The organism is Noviherbaspirillum sp. UKPF54, assembly GCF_007874125.1.
Taxonomy (GTDB): domain Bacteria; phylum Pseudomonadota; class Gammaproteobacteria; order Burkholderiales; family Burkholderiaceae_D; genus Noviherbaspirillum.
Genome location: NZ_CP040128.1, coordinates 4,530,779 through 4,552,200, shown reverse-complemented (window position 1 = coordinate 4,552,200; position 21,422 = coordinate 4,530,779). Strand labels below are relative to the sequence as shown.

Annotated in this window: 19 protein-coding genes; all 19 read right to left on the bottom strand. The window is 61.4% G+C overall.

What is annotated here, in order from left to right:
- Positions 1-5 precede the first annotated feature (5 nt).
- Positions 6-1,319: a histidinol dehydrogenase gene (hisD, locus tag FAY22_RS21025; protein ID WP_146332780.1), complete on the bottom strand. Its 1,314-nt coding sequence runs from the start codon at positions 1,317-1,319 to the stop codon at positions 6-8.
- A 3-nt stretch (positions 1,320-1,322) separates the two neighbouring features.
- The gene (hisG, locus tag FAY22_RS21020; RefSeq protein ID WP_146332778.1) at positions 1,323-1,973 is read right to left on the bottom strand and encodes an ATP phosphoribosyltransferase; all 651 of its coding nucleotides are present in this window, start codon (positions 1,971-1,973) and stop codon (positions 1,323-1,325) included.
- Positions 1,973-3,223 carry a UDP-N-acetylglucosamine 1-carboxyvinyltransferase gene (gene murA / locus FAY22_RS21015; RefSeq protein ID WP_146332776.1) on the bottom strand — a complete coding sequence of 417 codons (1,251 nt, stop codon included), beginning with the start codon at positions 3,221-3,223 and terminating at the stop codon, positions 1,973-1,975. The genes hisG and murA overlap by 1 nt, the downstream gene beginning before the upstream one ends.
- Positions 3,223-3,459, bottom strand: coding sequence for a BolA family protein (locus FAY22_RS21010; protein ID WP_146332774.1), 237 nt, complete (start codon positions 3,457-3,459; stop codon positions 3,223-3,225). Before FAY22_RS21010 ends, murA begins: the two co-directional genes overlap by 1 nt.
- Before the next feature lie 37 nt (positions 3,460-3,496).
- Positions 3,497-4,252 carry an ABC transporter permease gene (locus tag FAY22_RS21005; protein WP_146332772.1) on the bottom strand — a complete coding sequence of 252 codons (756 nt, stop codon included), beginning with the start codon at positions 4,250-4,252 and terminating at the stop codon, positions 3,497-3,499.
- Complete coding sequence (locus FAY22_RS21000; RefSeq protein WP_146332769.1) at positions 4,249-5,160, bottom strand: ABC transporter ATP-binding protein; 912 nt, start codon at positions 5,158-5,160, stop codon at positions 4,249-4,251. The genes FAY22_RS21005 and FAY22_RS21000 overlap by 4 nt, the downstream gene beginning before the upstream one ends.
- A 121-nt stretch (positions 5,161-5,281) precedes the next feature.
- Complete coding sequence (locus FAY22_RS20995) at positions 5,282-5,563, bottom strand: lipid asymmetry maintenance protein MlaB (protein WP_146332767.1); 282 nt, start codon at positions 5,561-5,563, stop codon at positions 5,282-5,284.
- 6 nt (positions 5,564-5,569) lie between these two features.
- Complete coding sequence (locus FAY22_RS20990; RefSeq protein WP_146332765.1) at positions 5,570-6,220, bottom strand: phospholipid-binding protein MlaC; 651 nt, start codon at positions 6,218-6,220, stop codon at positions 5,570-5,572.
- Between the two features lie 120 nt (positions 6,221-6,340).
- The gene (locus FAY22_RS20985) at positions 6,341-7,162 is read right to left on the bottom strand and encodes a VacJ family lipoprotein (protein WP_146332763.1); all 822 of its coding nucleotides are present in this window, start codon (positions 7,160-7,162) and stop codon (positions 6,341-6,343) included.
- The gene (gene mlaD / locus FAY22_RS20980; RefSeq protein ID WP_146332761.1) at positions 7,159-7,635 is read right to left on the bottom strand and encodes an outer membrane lipid asymmetry maintenance protein MlaD; all 477 of its coding nucleotides are present in this window, start codon (positions 7,633-7,635) and stop codon (positions 7,159-7,161) included. Before mlaD ends, FAY22_RS20985 begins: the two co-directional genes overlap by 4 nt.
- A 71-nt stretch (positions 7,636-7,706) precedes the next feature.
- Positions 7,707-8,486, bottom strand: coding sequence for a lipid asymmetry maintenance ABC transporter permease subunit MlaE (gene mlaE / locus FAY22_RS20975; RefSeq protein ID WP_146332759.1), 780 nt, complete (start codon positions 8,484-8,486; stop codon positions 7,707-7,709).
- The gene (locus FAY22_RS20970) at positions 8,483-9,286 is read right to left on the bottom strand and encodes an ABC transporter ATP-binding protein (RefSeq protein ID WP_146332757.1); all 804 of its coding nucleotides are present in this window, start codon (positions 9,284-9,286) and stop codon (positions 8,483-8,485) included. The genes mlaE and FAY22_RS20970 overlap by 4 nt, the downstream gene beginning before the upstream one ends.
- Before the next feature lie 149 nt (positions 9,287-9,435).
- Positions 9,436-10,899 (bottom strand): glutamate synthase subunit beta, encoded by a 1,464-nt coding sequence (locus FAY22_RS20965; protein WP_146332755.1) that lies wholly within the window; start codon positions 10,897-10,899, stop codon positions 9,436-9,438.
- 143 nt (positions 10,900-11,042) lie between these two features.
- Complete coding sequence (locus tag FAY22_RS20960; protein WP_146332753.1) at positions 11,043-15,719, bottom strand: glutamate synthase-related protein; 4,677 nt, start codon at positions 15,717-15,719, stop codon at positions 11,043-11,045.
- Positions 15,720-15,907: 188 nt separating this feature from the next.
- Positions 15,908-16,633, bottom strand: coding sequence for a transposase (locus FAY22_RS20955; protein ID WP_146333569.1), 726 nt, complete (start codon positions 16,631-16,633; stop codon positions 15,908-15,910).
- A 115-nt stretch (positions 16,634-16,748) separates the two neighbouring features.
- Complete coding sequence (locus FAY22_RS20950) at positions 16,749-17,276, bottom strand: DUF2726 domain-containing protein (protein ID WP_168204910.1); 528 nt, start codon at positions 17,274-17,276, stop codon at positions 16,749-16,751.
- 90 nt (positions 17,277-17,366) lie between these two features.
- Positions 17,367-18,887: an HDOD domain-containing protein gene (locus FAY22_RS20945; RefSeq protein ID WP_146332749.1), complete on the bottom strand. Its 1,521-nt coding sequence runs from the start codon at positions 18,885-18,887 to the stop codon at positions 17,367-17,369.
- Between the two features lie 10 nt (positions 18,888-18,897).
- Positions 18,898-20,556, bottom strand: a complete 1,659-nt coding sequence (locus FAY22_RS20940) for a bifunctional diguanylate cyclase/phosphodiesterase (RefSeq protein WP_146332747.1) — start codon at positions 20,554-20,556, stop codon at positions 18,898-18,900.
- Between the two features lie 356 nt (positions 20,557-20,912).
- Positions 20,913-21,401 carry a single-stranded DNA-binding protein gene (gene ssb / locus FAY22_RS20935; protein WP_146332745.1) on the bottom strand — a complete coding sequence of 163 codons (489 nt, stop codon included), beginning with the start codon at positions 21,399-21,401 and terminating at the stop codon, positions 20,913-20,915.
- Between the last annotated feature and the right edge of the window lie 21 nt (positions 21,402-21,422).

Below are 21,422 nucleotides of genomic sequence, written 5' to 3'. Positions count from 1 at the left end.
GGCTTTCATTTCAAGCGATACTCCGCCGATCCGGCATGCGCCTGCAAGCCTTCGCCATAGGCGAGCTCCGCCGCGACCTTGCCGAGGGTTTGCGCGCCTGCCTCGCTCACATGGATGATGCTGGAGCGCTTCTGGAAGTCATACACGCCCAGCGGCGACGAAAAGCGCGCGGTGCGCGATGTCGGCAGGACGTGGTTGGGACCGGCGCAATAGTCGCCCAGCGATTCGGACGAAAAGCGTCCGAGGAACATGGCGCCGGCGTGGCGTACCTTATCGGCCCACTGCTGCGGATTTTCCGCGGAAATCTCGAGGTGCTCGGCGGCGATCAGGTTGGCGATCTCGCATGCCTCGTCCATGTCGCGCACCTTGACCATCGCGCCACGATTGGTGAGCGAAGTGCGGATCACGTCCTTGCGCGGCATCGCGTCGAGCTGCTTGTTGATGCTCGCCTCGACACGGGCGATGTAATCGGCGTCGGGGCATACCAGGATCGATTGCGCCAGCTCGTCGTGCTCGGCCTGCGAAAACAGGTCCATCGCGACCCAGTCCGGATCGGTGGTGCCGTCGCAGATCACCAGGATTTCGGACGGGCCGGCGATCATGTCGATGCCGACGACGCCGAATACGCGGCGCTTGGCAGCGGCCACATACGCGTTGCCAGGGCCGACGATCTTGTCGACCTGCGGAATGGTGGCCGTACCGTACGCGAGCGCGCCAACCGCTTGCGCGCCGCCAATGGTAAATACGCGGTCGACGCCGGCGATGGCGGCGGCCGCCAGCACCAGCTCGTTCTTCACGCCGGCCGGCGTCGGCACCACCATGACGACTTCCTGCACGCCGGCGACCTTGGCTGGAATCGCGTTCATCAGCACCGACGACGGATAGGCGGCCTTGCCGCCCGGGACGTAGATTCCGACGCGGTCCAAGGGCGTGACTTTCTGACCCAGCACGGTGCCGTCCGCTTCCGTGTATGCAAAACCGTCCGAGCCGCATTCCTTCTTCTGCCGCTCGTGGTAGGCGCGCACGCGGTCGGCAGCGGTCTGCAGCGCCGCGCGGCGCGCCGGGGCGAGGCTATCCAATGCGGCGCGCAGTTCATCCTGCCCAATCTCCAGACCGGCAACGCTTTGCGCTTCGAGCTTGTCGAAGCGGTTCGTATAGCCGAGCACGGCGGCGTCGCCGCGGGCCTTGACGTCGGCCAGAATCTGCGCCGCCGCGCGATCGATGGCTTCGTCTTCGCTCGCCTCGAAGGCGAGGGCCGCCGACAGCTGCGCCTTGAAATTTCCTGCCGTGGAATCGAGTTTGCGAATCTGGATCATAATGATTTATCGGGCTTCCGATGCTTTTTCGAATGCTTCCAGGATCGGCTGCAAGCGTTCGCGCTTCAGTTTCAGGGCAGCCTGGTTGACGACCAGGCGCGAGGAGATATCCATGATGTGCTCGACCTCGACCAGGTTGTTGGCGCGCAGTGTGCTGCCGGTAGAAACCAAATCGACGATCGCGTCCGACAGGCCGACCAGCGGTCCCAGCTCCATCGAGCCGTACAGCTTGATCAGGTCCACGTGCACGCCCTTGGCCGCGAAATGCTCGCGCGCGCATTGCACGTACTTGGTCACGACCCGCAGGCGCGCGCCCTGGCGCACGGCGCTGGCGTAATCAAAACCGGCGGGCACGGCCACCGACAGGCGGCATTTCGCGATGTTCAGGTCGATCGGCTGGTACAGCCCTTCGCCGCCGTGCTCGAGCAGCACGTCCTTGCCGGCCACGCCGAAATCGGCCGCGCCATACTGCACATAGGTCGGCACGTCGGACGCGCGCACGATGATCACGCGCACGTTCGGATCGTTGGTCGGCAGGATCAGCTTGCGCGACTTTTCCGGATCTTCGGTCACCGTGATGCCGGCCGCGTTCAGCAACGGCATCGTTTCTTCGAATATGCGTCCCTTGGACAGCGCGAGTGTCAGTTGCTGGTTCATTATTTGACCCGCTGGATATTGGCGCCGACGGCGGACAATTTGGCTTCCATACGGTCGTATCCGCGGTCCAGGTGGTAGATGCGATCGATCAGGGTTTCGCCTTGCGCCGCCAGGCCCGCGATCACCAGCGAGGCGGACGCGCGCAGGTCGGTCGCCATCACCGGCGCACCAACCAGCTTCTCGACGCCGCGCACGATCGCGGTATGGCCATCGATGTCGATCGATGCGCCCAGGCGGTTCAACTCCTGCACGTGCATGAAGCGGTTTTCGAAAATGGTTTCGGTCACGTGGCTGCTGCCGTCGGCGATGCAGTTCATGGCCATGAACTGCGCCTGCATGTCGGTCGGAAAGCCCGGATATTCGGTGGTGCGGAAACTCACCGCCTTCGGGCGCGCCGCCATCTGCACCCGCAGCCAGTCGGGACCGGAAGTCAGGATCGCGCCAGCCTCGCGCAGCTTGTCCAGGGCGACATCGAGGAAATCGCTGCGCGTATTCTTGAGCGTGACGTCGCCGCCAGCGGCAGCGACCGCACACAGGAAGGTGCCGGTTTCGATGCGGTCGGCGATGACGGTGTGCGACGCGCCATGCAGCTTGTCGACGCCTTGCACCACCAGGCGATCGGTGCCGATGCCGCTGATGTTGGCGCCCATGGCAACCAGCAGATTGGCGAGGTCGGTCACCTCCGGTTCGCGCGCGGCGTTCTCCAGCACCGTCTCGCCTTCGGCCAGCACGGCGGCCATCAGCAGGTTTTCGGTGCCGGTCACCGTGATCATGTCGGTGACGATGCGCGAGCCCTTGAGGCGCTTGGCCTTGGCGTGGATGTAGCCGGCTTCGATCGTGATCTCGGCGCCCATCGCCTGCAGGCCTTTTATGTGCTGATCCACCGGGCGCGATCCGATCGCGCAGCCGCCCGGCAGCGACACCTTCGCCTCGCCGAAGCGCGCGACCAGCGGTCCGAGCACGAGGATGGCTGCGCGCATAGTCTTCACCAGCTCGTAGGGCGCCTCGCACTTGTCGATGGCGGCACCGTTGAGCGCCATGCGATCGCCGTCCTGCTCGATGCGCAAGCCCATCTGGCGCAGCAGCTTGGTCATGGTCGACACGTCCTGCAGGTGCGGCACGTTCGACAACTGCACCGTATCGGCCGTCAGCAAGCCGGCACACAGGATCGGCAGCGCCGCGTTCTTGGCGCCGGAAATGGTGATGTCGCCGGACAGTCGGTTGCCGCCGGTAATGAGTAATTTGTCCATTAGCTCTGGAATTCTTCCGGGGTAAGGGTTTTCATCGACAGCGCGTGAATTTCCTGACGCATGCGCTCGCCAAGGGCGGCATACACCAGCTGATGACGCTGAACCATGCGCTTGCCGGCGAAGGCGGACGACACGATGACGGCGCTGAAGTGCTGGCCGTCGCCTTCGACTTCCAGGTGGGTGCAGTCGAGGCCGGCGGCGATATAGCTTTTGACGAGCTCAGGAGTAGGTAACATGATGGGGTTCTTATAAAAAAATCCGTGTCGTTGGCGCTCAGTGGCGCAACTTGTAGCCCGCTTTCAGCAGGCGCACGGCAAAAGCGGCAAGCGCCAGGAAAAAGACGGAAACGATCGCGACGCTGGTCCACGGATTGACGTCGGACTGGCCGAAAAAGCCGTAGCGGAAGCCGTCAATCATATAAAAAAACGGGTTGAAACGCGATACGGACTGCCAGAACGGCGGCAGCGAGTGGATCGAATAAAACACACCGGACAAAAAGGTTGCCGGCATGATCAGGAAGTTCTGGAACGCCGCGAGCTGGTCGAACTTTTCCGCCCAGATTCCGGCGATCAAGCCCATGGTGCCGAGCATGGCGGCCCCGAGCAGCGCAAAGACCACGATCCAGCAAGGGGCGACGAAACTCAGCTTGGCGAACCATGCGGTGATCGCGAATACGCCTGCACCGACCGCCAGGCCGCGCGTCATCGACGCCAGCACATAGGCGCCGAACAAGTCCCAGTGCGACAGCGGCGGCAACAGCACGAACACCAGGTTGCCGGTAATCTTGGACTGGATCAGCGACGATGAGCTGTTGGCGAACGCATTCTGCAGCACGCTCATCATCACCAGGCCCGGGATCAGGAAAGCGGTATAGCGCACTTGCGGATAGACGTGCACATGGTCTTCCAGCACATGGCCGAAAATGAGCAGGTACAGCATCGCGGTCAGGATCGGCGCGGTGATGGTCTGCATCGCGACCTTCCAGAAGCGCAGCACCTCCTTGTAGAACAGGGTCTGGAAGCCCGTCATTTCTCGCCCTCCATGATCTGGATGAACACGTCTTCCAGGTCGGCCTGCTGCAGCTGCATGTCGTCGATCGTCACGCCGGCCTGCCGCAACGTGGCGAGGATCGGCTCGACATCGGTATATTCGTTGACGCGCAAGGTGTATTTGCGCCCGGCGACCAGCTCATCCGGGTGTGACACCAATGACTTCAACGCGTCAGGCAATTCACCTTGCGCCAAGCGCATCACCAGTTGCGAGCCGGAGATGCGCCTGATCAGCGCCGAGGTGGAATCGAGCGCGACCACCTTGCCAGCCTTGAGCATCGCGATACGGTTGCACAGTGCCTGCGCCTCTTCCAGGTAATGCGTGGTCAACACGATCGTGTGCCCCTCGCGATTCAGGCGCGAAATGAACTTCCACAGCGTCTGGCGCAATTCGACGTCGACGCCGGCCGTCGGCTCGTCCAGCACGATCACCGGCGGCTTGTGCACCAGCGCCTGCGCCACCAGCACGCGGCGCTTCATGCCGCCGGACAGCGCGCGCATGTTGGTGTCGGCCTTGTTAGTCAGGTCGAGGTTGGCCATCACCTCGTCGATCCACTTGTCGTTGTTCTTCAGGCCGAAGTAGCCGGACTGCATGCGCAAGGTTTCACGTACGGTAAAGAACGGGTCGAACACCAGTTCCTGCGGCACCACCCCCAGGCGCTTGCGCGCTTCGCGATAATCGCGCACCACGTCATACCCATGAATCGCCACGCTACCGGAATCGGCGCGATTCAAGCCGGCGATGATCGAGATCAGGGTCGTCTTGCCGGCGCCGTTGGGCCCGAGCAGGCCGAAGAATTCACCTTCTTCGACGGATAGCGTCACGCCGCCAAGCGCCTGCAGCGACTTGTAGCGTTTTTCGACGTTAACGATTTGGAGAGCAGCCATGGTGGCTAGATCAATTTAGCGGGGAAATGCCTCCGGCCGGATAAAACCTTTGGCGAAACCTTTGATTATATGGGATTTCCGGCAGGGAAACCGGATCAGCGCGAGAGGATTGACCGAACGGTCAATGATGGGAAGCGTCGGCGTGTACGTGCAGCAGGTCGCCGACGCCGTACAACGCGACGATGCTTTCCAGATTGGGGGAAAGATTCTTGAAGCTCAGCGGCTTGCCGGCCTGGTGCGCGGCGCGATGCCAGGCAAGCAAGGTCGCCACGGCCGCCGAATCGACCGCCGTCAGGCCTGACAAATCGATTTGCGACTGACCATCGGCAATCGCGCGCAAACCGTCGTCGAGCACGGTTTGCGCGTTATGGAAAGTGAGTGTCGATGCGGGGCGAAAAGTCATGACAGATCAGGAGGCGCTTTTCACGCCCTTGGCCGTGCCTGTCGCGAGGCGCTTGTTACGTTCTGCCAGCGTCTTGATCAAACCTTCAATGCCGCCCTTGCTGATTTCGGAGGCGAAGTTGCCCTTATAGGTTTCGACCAGCCATGCACCCAGCACATTCATGTCGAAAATCTTCCAGCCCGCCGGCGTCTTCTCCAGACGGTAATTCAGCTGGATCGGGTCGCCGCCGCGCGGCTGCAGCACTTGGGAGCGCACCTCGACTTCGGTATCGCTCGGATCGGCGCGGAACGGCTTGAATTCGAGTTTTTGGTCGCGGATCTGGGCAATGGCGCCGGAATAGGTATAGACCAGCAGGGCACGGAATTCATCGGTCAGCTGCTTTTGCTGCTCCGGCGTGGCTTGACGCCAGAAACGTCCGGCAGCCAGCGCCGTCATACGCTGGAAATCGACATGCGGCAAGACCTTGGCTTCAACCAAGTCGAGGATACGCTTTTGATTTCCGCTCTGGATCTCCTTGTCGCCTTTGGCGGCGTCGAGGACTTCCTGGCTGATCCGCTTGATCAGCACATCCGGTGCCTCCTGCGCGAATGCGGTCTGGACAGACACCAGGCCCAAGGCCAGGGTGGCAACCGCAAACAATTTTTTCACGATATTCATATTTTCCTGGATGAACAAAAAGTGCCGGAAGTGGCACAGGACAATCATTTAACTGGTCAACGTGCTTTTAGGATGACACAGAATAACAAGCCAAGCCGAAAGCGGCCTGGCACTGCGCCTTTACTTTTCCTTTTTTGCAACCGGTTCAGGAGTGGCAACCTGATCGCTGGCCGGCCCCTGTTTGACGGCATCCTTCGTTTCCGGTTCCGCCACATTTTCCGCAGTGAAAGCAGACGGACCGACATCGTCCTCGTAAAAGGAGCGCGGCGCTTCACCGTCGTGCACCTTGCTCTCGCGTCGCTGCAAATAGGCGTCGCGGACAAATTCATAGCGATCCAGCGCCGCGTCTTCAAGCAGATTGGACGCACCCAGTAATGACGCGCGCTGGTCCACCAGCCGGACGATGGTGCCGGTGTTACGCCAGCGCACCGGATATTTGTACTGCCATGGGTCTGCCGCCAGATCCAGCGGCGTAGCCGCCGTGTCGCGCAGCGTGGAGGGCCCCAACACCGGCAACACTACGTAAGGTCCGGGATGCACGCCCCATTTGCCGAGCGTCTGGCCAAAATCTTCCTTATGCTTGGCCAGGCCCGCTTCCGTGCCGATATCCAGCACGCCGCCGAAGCCGAGCGTGGTATTTACCGCCACCCGCATCACGTCCGAAAATCCGTCCGCGACCTTACCCTGCAAAAAGTTGTTAACGGTCGTCCAGACATCGCCGAGATTGCCAAAAAAATTGCCGACGCCGATTTGCACAAAGTCTGGCACGACTTTGCTATACGTTTCCGCCACCGGCTTGACCGCGCGCTGATCGAGCGCGTCATTGAAGCTGAACATCGCGCGATTAAAGCGCTCGAACGGATCCTTGGGGTTGTTCGCCGTTGCACAGCCGCCAAGAGCGCACGTCAGTGACAGCACGACGATGCGTGTTGCAGAATTCATTGCTTATTGCCTTCCTTTCCCTCGGCCGCTTTACTGAAGAGGAATTGACTGATCAAGTTCTCCAGCACGATAGCCGACTGAGTCATGGTGATGCGATCGCCAGCGACCAGATTGTTGGTATCGCCGCCCGCCTCCAGACCGATGTATTGTTCTCCAAGCAATCCGGACGTCAGGATCTTGGCCGATGAATCTTTCGGGAACTTGTAACCGCTATCCAGATTGAGCGTCACAACCGCCTGAAACGTCTTGTCATCGAACTTGATGTCGCCGACCCGGCCGACGACCACGCCAGCGCTCTTTACCGGAGCGCGCGGCTTCAGTCCGCCAATGTTGTCAAATTTGGTGACAACGGGATAAGTCGCCTGGAACGACAGCGAGCTCATGTTCCCCGCCTTGAGCGCCAGGAAAAACAATGCCGCCGCGCCCAGCAGCACGAACATGCCAACCCATAAGTCTAACGATTTTCTTTGCATAATCAGATCCCCTAATAATGGGATACACGGCCCTTCTCAGGCGTAATTTGTAAAAACAGGGCGCCCCGGCGTCAGTTGAACATGAGGGCCGTGAGCAAAAAGTCCAGCCACAACACGGTGAGCGAGGCGATCACGACGGTGCGGGTGGTGGCCCGCGCCACGCCTTCGGGCGTCGGCTGCGCTTCGTACCCCTGATACAGTGCGATAAACGTTACCGCAAATCCGAACACCACGCTCTTGAGCACACCGTTGGCGATATCTTTCCAAACGTCGACGCCGTCCTGCATCTGGGACCAGAACGCGCCCTCGTCGACCCCGATCAGTTTCACGCCGACGATATAGCCGCCGATGACGCCGACGGCACTGAAAATCGTTGCCAGAATCGGCATCGCGATCACGCCCGCCCAGAAACGTGGCGCCACCACGCGTTCGAGCGGATTGACCGCCATCATTTCCATCGCCGACAGCTGCTCGCCCGCTTTCATCAGGCCGATCTCGGCCGTCAGCGACGTCCCGGCACGGCCGGCAAACAGCAAGGCGGACACCACCGGCCCCAGTTCGCGCGTCAAGGACAACGCCACCAGCAAGCCGAGCGCCTGCTCCGAACCGTACTTATTCAGCGTGTAATATCCTTGCAGGCCAAGCACGAATCCGACAAATAAGCCGGACACCGCAATGATGACCAGCGAATAATTGCCGATGAAATGGATTTGATCGCTCACCAGCCGCGGGCGACGCAAGGCGCGTCCGGACGCGCCGAGCAATGCGAAAAACATGCGCGTCGCAAATCCCACGTTGGCGATGTATTCGCGCACCCAGCGCCCGAGCGATGAAACTGCATCGAGTATCATCGCGGTGCCTCCAGGTGCAGGTCCTGCGCAAGCGAGCGGCCCGGATAGTGGAACGGCACCGGTCCATCCGGTTCGGCATGCACGAATTGCTTCACGTAGGGATCCTCGGAGGCGAGCATCTGCTGCGGCGTGCCGTGCGCAACGATCCGCCCCTGCGACAGGAAGTATACGTAATCGGCAATCGCGAACGATTCATGCACGTCGTGCGACACCAGGATCGAGGTCGATCCGAGCGCATCGTTCAAGCGCCGGATCAGGTTGGCCGTCACGCCCATGGAAATCGGATCGAGCCCGGCAAACGGTTCGTCATACATGATGAGCTGCGGATCGAGCGCAATGGCGCGCGCCAGCGCCACGCGGCGCGCCATGCCGCCGGAGATTTCGGACGGCTTCAGTTGCGCGGCGTTGCGCAGGCCGACTGCATGCAGCTTCATCAAGACCAGGTCGCGTATCAATTCCTCCGGCAAGCGCGTGTGCTCGCGCAGCGGGAAGGCGACATTCTCGAACACTGTCAAATCGGTAAACAGCGCGCCGTGCTGAAAAAGCATCCCCATCTGGCGCCGCATGGCGTACATGGCCGGAATATCCCGGGCATCCACGGCCTTGCCATCGACTTGGATCGTGCCCTTCTGAGCCTGCAGTTGCCCGCCGATCAAGCGCAGGATCGTCGTCTTGCCCGACCCCGATCCGCCCATGACGGCGACCACTTTCCCGCTCGGGAAATCCATATGGAGTCCCGACAGAATTGGTCGCGCTCCATAGGCGAAGTGCAGGTCGCGAATTTCAACGAGGTTTGGCACAACGAATATTTTTGGTCAAAAGTGAGATTGTAGTGCAGAAATGGCAAACGCACTTTTGGTAGAAGCCAAAATACCCCCGAATTCTCACGGTGCGCAATAAAAAACCCGCCTGAGCTTGCGCTCAGGCGGGTGAAAGGGATTAACCTGGGTTAGCGCGGCAATACGGACGATCCCATCAGGAATTCATCCACGGCGCGCGCGCACTGGCGGCCTTCGCGAATCGCCCACACCACCAGCGACTGCCCGCGGCGCATGTCGCCTGCTGCAAACACCTTGCCCACGGACGTCTGGTAACAGCCTTCGCCGTCGGTCGTCGCCTTGGCGTTGCCGCGCGCATCCTTGTCCACGCCGAACGCGTCCAGCACCTGCTGCACTGGAGACACGAAGCCCATCGCGAGCAGCACGAGGTCGGCCTTGATTTCGAATTCGGAATTCGGCACTTCGACCATCTTGCCGTCCTTCCATTCGACGCGCACGGCGATCAGCTTCTCGACCTTGCCGTTCTTGCCTTCGAGGCGCTTGGTCGCTACCGCCCAGTCGCGCTCGCAGCCTTCCTCGTGCGACGACGAGGTGCGCAGCTTGGTCGGCCAGTACGGCCACACCAGCGGCTTGTTTTCCTGCTCGGGCGGCTGCGGCAGCAGTTCGAACTGGGTGACGGCGGCCGCGCCGTGACGGTTCGAAGTGCCGACGCAGTCGGAACCGGTATCGCCGCCGCCGATCACGACGACGTGCTTGCCGGTGGCCATGATCTGGTCCTTCACCTTGTCGCCGGCATTGACCTTGTTTTGCAGCGGCAGGAATTCCATCGCGAAGTGCACGCCCTTCAGCTCACGGCCGGGAACCGGCAAGTCGCGCGGCTGCTCGGCGCCGCCGGAAATGACGATCGCGTCGAAATCCTTCTTCAACTGGTCAGGAGAAATCGTCTCTTTCGCCCAGTTGTAGACGTTCGACGGAAAGTCCTTGCCGACGAAAACGCCGGTGCGGAAGGTGACGCCTTCGGCCTTCATCTGCTCGACGCGGCGGTCGATATGCGACTTTTCCATCTTGAAGTCGGGGATACCATAGCGCAGCAGGCCGCCGACACGATCGTTCTTTTCGAACACGGTCACGTCATGACCGGCGCGCGCCAGTTGCTGTGCGGCGGCCAGGCCGGCCGGGCCGGCGCCGACCACGGCGACCTTCTTGCCCGTTTTTTGCGCAGGCACCTGCGGTACCACCCAGCCGTTTTCCCAGCCCTTGTCGATGATGAAGTGCTCGATCGACTTGATGCCGACCGGATCGTTGTTGATGCCAAGCGTGCATGCGGCTTCGCATGGCGCCGGGCAGATGCGGCCGGTGAATTCAGGGAAGTTGTTGGTGGAGTGCAGGACTTCCAGCGCTTCCTGATAGTTGCCGTGATAGACCAGATCGTTCCAGTCAGGAATGATGTTGTTGACCGGGCAGCCGTTATTGCAGAACGGGATGCCGCAGTCCATGCAGCGCGCCCCCTGGATCTTGGCATCGGCATCCGACAGGTGCAGCACGAATTCCTTGTAATGCTTCTTGCGCGATTGCGGCGCTTCGCTCGCTTCTTGCAGGCGTTGGTATTCCAGAAAGCCGGTTACTTTTCCCATGATGTTCCTTCAGTATTCTTTCTCGTCTCCCTCCCTCCCCGTCGCGGGGAGGGCCGGGGCGGGGACGGGTTTCAACCATCCGAAAACCATCCCCCACCTAACCTCTCCCTTGCACGGGAGAGGGACAACTGCATTGAACTGACTTAAGCCGCGATCTTTTCCTTGGCCTGTTTCGCCGCGTTCAACTCGCCCAGCGCCCGCTTGTATTCGTTCGGGAAGACCTTGACGAACTTGTTGCGGGCATTGTTCCAGTCATCCAGCAGGTTGCGCGCGCGCGTGCTGCCGGTGTACTTGAAGTGACGCTCGATCAAGCCCTTCAGGATCGCTTCGTCGGTCTGGCCTTCGCCGCCGCGCACGGTGCTGTGCCACAGCGCGCGCTCGATCTTCGACTCCTGGTCGGCGCTTGCCAGCACCGGCTCGAGCGACACCATGGCCATGTTGCACTTCCTGGCGAAGTCACCGTCCGGGTCGTACACGTAGGCGACGCCGCCCGACATACCCGCCGCGAAGTTGCGGCCGGTGGCGCCCAGCACGACGACCGTGCCGCCGGTCATGTACTCGCAACCGTGATCGCCGGTGCCTTCGACCACCGTGACCGCGCCAGAGTTACGCACCGCGAAACGCTCGCCGGCGACGCCGTTGAAGAAGGCCTCACCGGAAATCGCGCCGTACAGCACGGTGTTACCGATGATGATGTTGTCGACCGCCCAACCGCGGAACTCAGTGTTCGGACGCACGATGATGCGGCCGCCCGACAAGCCCTTGCCGACGTAGTCGTTGCCTTCACCGACCAGGTCCAGCGTGATGCCGTGCGCCAGGAAGGCCGCGGCCGACTGCCCCGCCGTGCCTTGCAGCTGGATGTGGATCGTGTCGTCCGGCAGTCCTTCGTGGCCGTACTTCTTCGCGACTTCGCCCGACAGCATGGTGCCGACGGTGCGGTTGACGTTCTTGACCGGCGAAATGAACGACACTTTCTCGCCCTTTTCGATGGCCGCCTTTGCCTGCGCGATCAGCTTGTGGTCGAGCGCCTTGTCCAGGCCGTGATCCTGCACTTCGACCTGGAAGCGCGGTTCCTCGGCCGGCACGTCCGGCTGGTGGAATATCTTGCTGAAATCCAGGCCCTTGGCCTTCCAGTGCGAGATCGCCTTCGACTTGTCGAGCAGGTCGGCGCGCCCGACCAGTTCGTTGAAGGTACGAATGCCCAGCTGCGCCATGATCTGGCGGACTTCCTCGGCGACGAAGAAGAAGTAGTTCACCACGTATTCCGGCTTGCCGGAGAACTTCGCGCGCAGCACCGGATCCTGGGTCGCAACGCCGACCGGGCAGGTGTTCAGGTGGCACTTGCGCATCATGATGCAACCTTCGACGACCAGCGGAGCCGTTGCGAAACCGAACTCGTCGGCACCCAGCATCGCGCCGATGACGACGTCGCGGCCAGTCTTGATCTGGCCGTCGGTCTGCACGCGGATGCGGCTGCGCAGGCGGTTCAGCACCAGCGTCTGCTGCGTTTCGGCCAGGCCCAGCTCCCACGGCGAGCCGGCATGCTTGATCGAGGACAGCGGCGACGCGCCGGTGCCGCCGTCATGGCCGGCGATCACGACGTGGTCGGCCTTGGCCTTTGCCACGCCCGCGGCAATCGTGCCCACGCCGACTTCCGACACCAGCTTGACCGAGATGTCGGCCTTCGGATTGGCGTTCTTCAGGTCGTGGATCAGCTGCGCCAGGTCTTCGATCGAATAGATGTCGTGGTGCGGCGGCGGCGAAATCAGGCCCACGCCCGGCACCGAGAAGCGCAGCTTGGCGATGTACTCGGACACCTTGTGGCCCGGCAGCTGGCCGCCTTCACCCGGCTTGGCGCCCTGAGCCATCTTGATCTGGATCTGGTCGGCCGAAGTCAGGTATTCGGTGGTCACGCCGAAACGGCCCGACGCCACCTGCTTGATCTTCGAACGCAGCGAATCGCCCGCCATCAGCGGCAGGTCGACCTCAACGCGGTCCTTGCCGATCACGGAGGCGAGCGTCTCGCCCTTCTTGATCGGGATGCCCTTCAGTTCCTGGCGATAGCGCTGCTCGTCCTCGCCGCCTTCGCCGGTGTTGGACTTGCCGCCGATGCGGTTCATCGCGATCGCCAGCGTGGCATGCGCCTCGGTCGAGATCGAGCCGAGCGACATGGCGCCGGTGGCGAAGCGCTTGACGATTTCCTTGGCCGGCTCGACTTCGTCGATCGGGATCGCCTTGGTCGGGTCGATCTTGAACTCGAACAGGCCGCGCAGCGTCATGTGGCGCTTGCTCTGATCGTTGATGATCTGCGCGTATTCCTTGTACGTGTTGAAGTTGTTGGAGCGGGTCGAATGCTGCAGCTTGGCGATCGCGTCCGGCGTCCACATGTGCTCTTCGCCGCGCACGCGGAAGGCGTATTCGCCGCCGGCGTCGAGCGCGTTAGCGAGCACCGGGTCGCTGGAGAATGCCAGCTTGTGCAGGCGCAGCGCTTCTTCGGCAACCTCGAACACGCCGATGCCTTCGACGTTGGAGGCGGTGCCCTTGAAATACTTGTCGACCAGCGCCTTGTTCAAGCCGATCGCTTCGAAGATCTGCGCGCCGCAGTAGGACATGTAGGTCGAGATGCCCATCTTGGACATGACCTTCATCAGGCCCTTGCCGACCGCTTTCTGGAAGTTGTAGATCGCTTTTTCCGGCGTCAGGTTCGGGATGTTCTGCGCCATGTCGGACAGCGTATCCATCACGAGATAGGGATGGATCGCTTCGGCGCCGTAGCCTGCCAGCAGGGCGAAGTGGTGCGTCTCGCGCGCGGAACCGGTTTCGACCACCAGGCCGGTGGAGGTGCGCAGGCCCTTGCTGACCAGGTGCAGGTGGATAGCCGACGTGGCGAGCAAGGCCGGAATGGCCACCTGGTCGGCGTCGACCTTGCGGTCGGAGATGATCAGGATGTTGTGGCCCGACTTGACTGCATCGACGGCCTTGGCGCATAGCGATGCCAGACGTGCCTCGATGCCTTCCTTGCCCCAAGCCACCGGATAGCAGATGTTCAGTTCATACGACTTGAACTTGTTGCCGGTGTGCTTGCTGATGTTGCGCAGCTTGGCGATGTCCGCGTAGTCGAGGACCGGCTGCGACACTTCGAGACGCATCGGCGGGTTGATGTTGTTGGTGTCGAGCAGGTTCGGCTTCGGGCCGACGAAGGACACCAGCGACATCACCATCGCTTCGCGGATCGGGTCGATCGGCGGGTTGGTCACTTGCGCGAACAGCTGCTTGAAGTAGTTATAGAGCGGCTTATTCTTGTTGGACATGACAGCCAGCGGCGAGTCGTTGCCCATCGAGCCGATCGCTTCTTCACCACCGCTTGCCATCGGCGCGAGCAGGAACTTGATGTCTTCCTGGGTGTAGCCGAACACTTGCTGGCGGTCCAGCAGCGGAATCGCGGATTTCGCCTCGGCCGGCTCGGCGTCGAGCTCGTCGAGCTTGATGCGCACCGACTCGATCCATTGCTTGTACGGCTTGGCGTTGGCGTAGGTGTCCTTGAGTTCCTTGTCGTCGATGATACGGCCGGCTTCGAGGTCGATCAGGAACATCTTGCCCGGTTGCAGGCGCCACTTCTTGATGATCTTCGATTCCGGGATCGGCAGCACGCCGGATTCGGACGCCATCACGACCAGGTCGTCGTCGGTCACGATGTAGCGCGCCGGGCGCAAGCCATTGCGGTCGAGCGTGCCGCCGATGTGGCGGCCGTCGGTGAAGGCCATCGCGGCGGGGCCGTCCCACGGCTCCATCATCGCGGCATGGTATTCGTAGAAGGCGCGGCGGTTGTCATCCATCAGCGCGTGGTTTTCCCACGCTTCCGGGATCATCATCATCATCGCCTGGGCGATCGGATAACCGGCCATCACCAGCAGTTCGAGCGCGTTGTCGTAACAGGCGGTATCGGACTGGCCTTCATAAATCAGCGGGAACAGCTTTTGCAGGTCTTCGCCGAGCACGTGAGACTTCATCACGCCTTCGCGGGCGCGCATCCAGTTGAAGTTGCCCTTCACCGTGTTGATCTCGCCATTGTGCGCGATCAGGCGGTACGGGTGCGCCAGTGGCCATTCCGGGAAAGTGTTGGTGGAGAAGCGCTGGTGCACCAGGGCGAGCGCGGAAATGCAGCGCGGGTCCTGCAGGTCCTTGTAATAGACGCCGACCTGGTCGGCCAGCAGCAGGCCCTTATAAACGATGGTGCGCGCCGACATCGACGGCACGAAGAATTCCTTGCCGTGCAACAGGTTCAGCGCCTGGATCGCGTGGCCGGAGGATTTGCGGATCACGTACAGCTTGCGCTCCAAAGCGTCGGTGACCATGATGTCCGGACCGCGGCCGATGAAGATCTGGCGGATCACCGGTTCTTTCGCGCGCACGGTCGGCGACATCGGCATGTCGAAGTCGACCGGCACGTCGCGCCAGCCGAGCACGACCTGGCCTTCGGCCAGCACCGCGCGCTCGATTTCCTGCTCGCAGGCGATGCGAGAAGCATTTTCCTTCGGCAAGAACACCATGCCCACGCCATATTCGCCCGGCGGCGGCAGCGTCACGCCTTGCTTCGCCATTTCTTCGCGGAAGTACTGATCCGGGATCTGGATCAGGATGCCCGCGCCATCACCCATCAGCTTGTCGGCGCCGACCGCGCCCCGGTGGTCGAGGTTTTTCAGGATCAGCAGGCCCTGCTCGACGATCGAGTGGCTTTTCTTGCCTTTGATATGAGCGACAAAACCGACGCCGCAGGCGTCATGTTCGTTGGAAGGGTCGTATAAACCTTGCGCGTGCATAAGCGTAACTCCGCGAGTTTGTTGTATCGAGCTTGAAGGATAGTGCAGCGCAGTAGATAGTTCAATCTAAATAAATAGGGTCAGAGCAAAATTAAGATTAACCGAAATAAATAGCTTTATTAAATGGGGACAGAGTAAATCGCGGCGTGCCGAACTGCCGCGCTCCAGTGCGCCTGCCTGGCAGGCGGTTAATTGTCGTGCTGTGGGGAAACGTTGGAATCTGGGGCAGCCGATTTCGCGGGGCGTCCGCGCTTGGCCGGTGCGACGCGGCGCCGTACCTGCTTTGCCAGCGCATTCTTGAATTTCTCGGAGCCGAGCGGCCAGCCTTTCAAGGCCGCCTCGCTCAACGCGTTCACTTCTCCCGCCGCAAGGGCAGACTCCATTAGTTCCCGGTAGGCCGCCTCGCGGTCGAACGGGGTATTTCCCAGCGCCCAGTACACTGCATGATCTGTGATGACGGGGTCCGGCTTGGCGCCGATGTGATGGGAAAAACTGGACCAGGGATAGTCGCCGGGTTGCGCGACAAGGCCGGCGCGCACCGGGTTGAGCTCGATATATTTACTGCAAACAAGAAAATACTGCTCGGAATCAATCACTGTTGCCCGATATCGCCCCTGCCACAAGGTGCCGGTGCGCTGATATTTGGCATTGAAATACGGCACATAATGCCGCCCCACCCACTGCATCATGCGCGCCAACCCGGTGTCGTCGCTTGGTGTTGCCAGCAAGTGCAAATGATTTGGCATCAGGACGTAGGCGTGAATCGCGACCTTGAATTGCCGGGCCGCTTCGCGCAGCCAGCGCAAGAAACTGCCGAAATCGTCGGTGTCGCGAAATATCGCTTGGCGATCGACACCGCTTTGGATGAGGTGGTGCGGCTGATGGGGAACGACAAGTCGGGGAAGGCGGGCCATACGCAATTTAATCATTAAATCGCGTCAAACCTGCGCGATTTTGCGATCAATTTTATGTATCAATAGGCGCCGCGAGCAAGCAGTTGCAAGCCGGCGCCTCTCCCCCGCCGCCGGCTCACATCCGGATCCTGGTGGTATTGCGCCACGGCGAGTCGGCACGCCGGTTGCGGACCTTCTCGCCGCGCTGGCCGGGGCGCGGCCAGTGATGGGGCTTCCCCTGCATGAGAATGCTGTCCGCGATCTGCCTGGAAGTCGGCGGGAGTTTGGCATGGAAACGAACGGTCTTGATGCCTGCACTGGAAAACCAGGCATCCCTGGCGATTTCACGCCGACTGACGCGCGAGCGGTGACTCAACTCGACCACGGCCAGCAAGCGCATTTCCTGGTCAAAAACAGCGTAACCCACCCGGCCACCGGCAATGTGCGCCATCGCCTGCTGACGCGATGTGCCTGCACCGGCCGGTTCGATCAGGGCCGATATCGCCACGCGCGGACAAACGACACATCCCGGCAAGGCATCGCGCAGACGGAAAAAAAAGTCGAGGTCGCCGCCGGTCAGGACCGACCGTTGACGGAATCGCATCGGTTTTTGCCGATGCAGGAACAACCACAGGAGCAGGCCACCCAACAGAATGGCCGCCATGACAATGGCATCTCTCATGTTTCACGCATTATCAATTCAACAATGCGCGAGACAATAGCACTTCGTTATTTCATTAGCAATTCGCCACGCTTAAATCAACTTCCTGGCCCAGGACGCTTCCATCTGGCGCCGCTGCTCGACGGCCCGCACAATGAGCATACGTAACTCATCGAGCAAGTCAGCCTCGGATTGCGTGATTTTGGCGCTCGGCCGGGAGCCGTTCCAGTCGCCGTAGATGAATCCGATCGGCTGCCGGTTGACGGTCAGCGGCAGCACCATGAAACTGCGCACTGTCGGAAACGCCTGCCGCCACCAACGCGGCACCTTGTTGGCGAACGCCGAGTCCTGCGCGTTCTCGATGAAAATCATCTTGTCGTTGGCCAGCGCCGCATGGAATACGTCGGGCTGGTAAGCATCCCCGAATACCAGGCGCGGCAGCATCCCCTGCATGACATCGCCGAAGTACATGCGGGCAGCATATTGCGCCTGTTCGAGATCGCGCAAGAATGCAATCGAGCGGCCGAATCCCAATCCCTGATAAACCGTTTCCAGCGCCATCGTCATCAACTGGCTGATGCTTGCCGCATGCAGGGCGCCGCGGATATCGGCGATGCCGCGCATCAGGATCAGCGTCGCATCCGCCGGCTTGCCGGCATGCCGCTGCGCCAGCAGCGACTTGTCGAACTCGACCCGCTTGAGCGGACGCACCACGACCGGCTCTTCCTGGGCGACCGTTTGTTGCGCGGCATTTAACGCCGTCAATACCGCCGCCCCCTCCAGGCCGAGCATCTCCGCAAAATTGTGGGCCAGTGCTGCCAGCGTCTTGTCCGAAGCATCGTCGTTGGCGCACAGCACGCTGGCACACTGAGATGACAGCGTCGACACGGCTGCCAGCCAATCGGCATGCCCGAGCGGCTCGCTCACCGGTTCGGGCGTCACCTCGCGCATGGTATGCACCAAGGTGGCCGGCAGCCCCCATTGCTGTGCGACCTGGCGCCCGATTTCATCGAGGCTGAGTCCGAGGATATACAGCGCAGCCTGCTCCTCGCTCAAGCCCGACTCGATGCGGCATTCCTGCATCCGCTGCCAGCGGTCGTACAGGTAAAACGTTGTCATCATGCGGCCTAGCGAGTGCAGCATCGCGCAGACCACCGCCTCCTCGGCATCGCGCGTGCCGGCCGAAGAAGCCAGATGGCGGGCGACGTGGCCGGCCAGCACCGCCTTTTCCATTTCCATGCGTGCTACCGCGGAATCGGTCGATGCGGCCGCCAGGTCTTCGATCAGCTTCAGGCCGATCGCCAGGTGGCCGATGGCTTCGGTGCCAAGCACGATCACCGCCTTGGAGACGGTATTGATGCCCTGGCCAAACACGGAATACATCGCGCTGTTGGCCAGCCGCAGGACTTTCTGCGTCAAGGCCGGGTCCTGCAGGACCGTCTTGGTCATGTTGAATTCGCGATCGTCGTCGTCGTGCATGGCGCCGATGATCGCGCCCACCACCTTGGAAAAGCCGGGCAGGTCGCCGCGCTGGCGCACCCGCGACCAGAGCAGTTCCATCGTTTCCTCCGCGTTTTCGCGCGGCAGGGAGTCGGAGTCAGGAGAGGTATTCATGATGTTGTTCTTACTGGAGCACGCGTTTTAGCGGCGCGGATGGGGGTGCCTTCAGCACCGCCAATGCCTGCTCGGGCAGCAGCGGACTGCCGGTGAGGTATCCTTGTATCAGACTGCAGCCCTGCCTTGCGAGAAACTGCAGCTGCGCTTCGTTCTCCACGCCTTCGGCCACCGTGCTCAGGTCCAGGTGCTTGGCCAGGCTCAGCACCACGTTGCAGATCGCGACGTCCTTCACCGAGCCCGGCAAGTCCTTGATGAATGCGCGGTCGATCTTCAGCGTGGCGATCGGGAAGCGCTTCAGGTAGGCCAGCGAAGAGTATCCGGTGCCAAAGTCGTCGATGGCGATGCGCACATTGCGCGCGACCATCTCCTTGAGAAACGCCTCGGCATGCTCCGGGTCCGACATCAGGATACCCTCGGTGATTTCGAGCAGCAGCTGTTCGCCGCGCAGGCCCGACAAGCGCATCGCTTCATCGATGATGCCGAGGAACTGGTCGTTGCGGAACTGGCGCGGACTGACGTTGACCGAGATGTAGAGCGGCCTGCCGGCCGCCTCCTCGAAGCGCTTGAGCTGCACGCAGGCGGCTTTCAGCGCCCATGCGCCAAGCAGGTTGATCAGGCCGTTGCTTTCGGCCATAGGGATGAATTGCGAAGGCGGCACCAGGCCTTCGCCCGGCCGCTGCCAGCGCATGAGCGCCTCGAAGCCCATGATCTGCCGGCTGCCGGCATCGACGATCGGCTGGTAATTCAGCAGGAATTCGCCATTGCGTACCGCCTGGAACATCGCGGCTTCCAGCGACACGTCGTGCTCCGGCTGCGTGAATTTCTGCTGATCGTAGATCACGCAGCGCCCCTTGCCGATTTCCTTGGCACGGTACATCGCGGTGTCGGCGTGTGCGAGCAGCTTGACTTCGCCGTCGCCGTGCTGCGGGAAGACGGCTGCGCCGATCGAGGTGCCGATGTACAGCGTATGACCCTGGATATCGAACGGCATTTGCATCACCGAGATCATGCGGCGCGCAATGGCGTAGATCTCGGCATCCGATACCGCTTCCGGCAATACCGCGACGAATTCGTCTCCGCCCACGCGCGCCAGCGTATCGACGTCGCGCAAGGTTTCGGAGAGGCGGGCCGCCGCCACGCGCAGCAAGGCATCGCCCAGCTGATGGCCGAGCGCATCGTTGACCTTCTTGAAGCCGTCCAGGTCGAGCGCCAGCAAGGCGAATCCTTCGCCGGTGCGGCGCGACTGCGCAATGGCCATGCGTACGCGGTCGGACAGCAGTGAACGGTTCGGCAAGCCGGTGAGCGCGTCGTGCGTGGCCATGTGCCGCAGGCGCTCCTCGGTTTCCTGCTGGCCCGAGATATCCCTGCCTACCGCGAGCAACTCGATCTGGTCGTCGGCATTGGAAAAGGCGGCAATCTGCAACTCCATCCAGAGCGCGCCCTGTGGCGTCGTCAGCCGGGCGTTGACCCGGCTCGGCGTTTCCGTGCTGGCCGCGTGGGCGATGGCGGCCTCCAGCGCGGCATGGTCTTCTTCCTCGACGATTTCGCCCAGATGCGGCCCCACCAGGCTGGCACCGGGACAAACCAGCTCGATGGCGCGCCCGCTGGCATACAGGATGGTCCCGTCTTTCGCCATTCGAAACACGGCGTCGCCGGCGGCCTCCATCAGGCTTTCCAATTGCAAATTAACAGGGTAATCGGTCCGCGGTCGAGGTCTGGGAAACATTATCGAATTGTCTTGAATGGCGGTGCTGCAATCAGACGGCGCATGTGCATCGTTCGTTTGCTGGCACGATCTTAACAAAATGCGTTGAGGAAATTAAAGTACGGCAACATCTTATTGCAGAAAATCCACAAAAAGACGTAGGAAATGCCCTTGACATGAAAAACCGGTTGACTAGACGTGATGCATCTCGCAAGTGGATGGAGCGACCTCGTTAGCCATGGAGCGGTAGCGCGCAAACAAAAAGGGCTGGAAGTCTTTGCGCTTCCAGCCCTTTTTTCAATCAAGAACGGCGTGCTTCAGAATGGAATGTCGTCATCCATGTCGCTGAAGTTCGGCGCCGGACGGGACGCTGCCGGACGGGCCGCACCGCCGCCGCCTGCGCTTTGGCGCGGCGCCGGCGCACTGCCGTAGTCGTCATCCATCGGCGCCGGTGCGCCGCCGCCCATACCCTGGCGGCTACCCAGCATCTGCATGGTATCGGCGATGATCTCGGTGGTATAACGCTCGACGCCTTCCTTGTCGGTCCATTTGCGCGTCTGCAGGCGCCCTTCGACATAGACTTGCGAGCCCTTCTTCAGGTATTGGCCGGCGATTTCAGCGAGCTTGCGGTAGAACGTGATGCGGTGCCATTCGGTCAATTCCTTCTTCTCGCCGCTATTCTTGTCTTTCCAGCTTTCCGTGGTCGCTACCGCGACATTGGTGACGGCTTCGCCGTTCGGCATGTAGCGCGTTTCCGGATCGCGCCCCAGGTTGCCGACGATAATGACTTTATTGACCGAGGCCATAACTTTCTCCTAATACTTGAA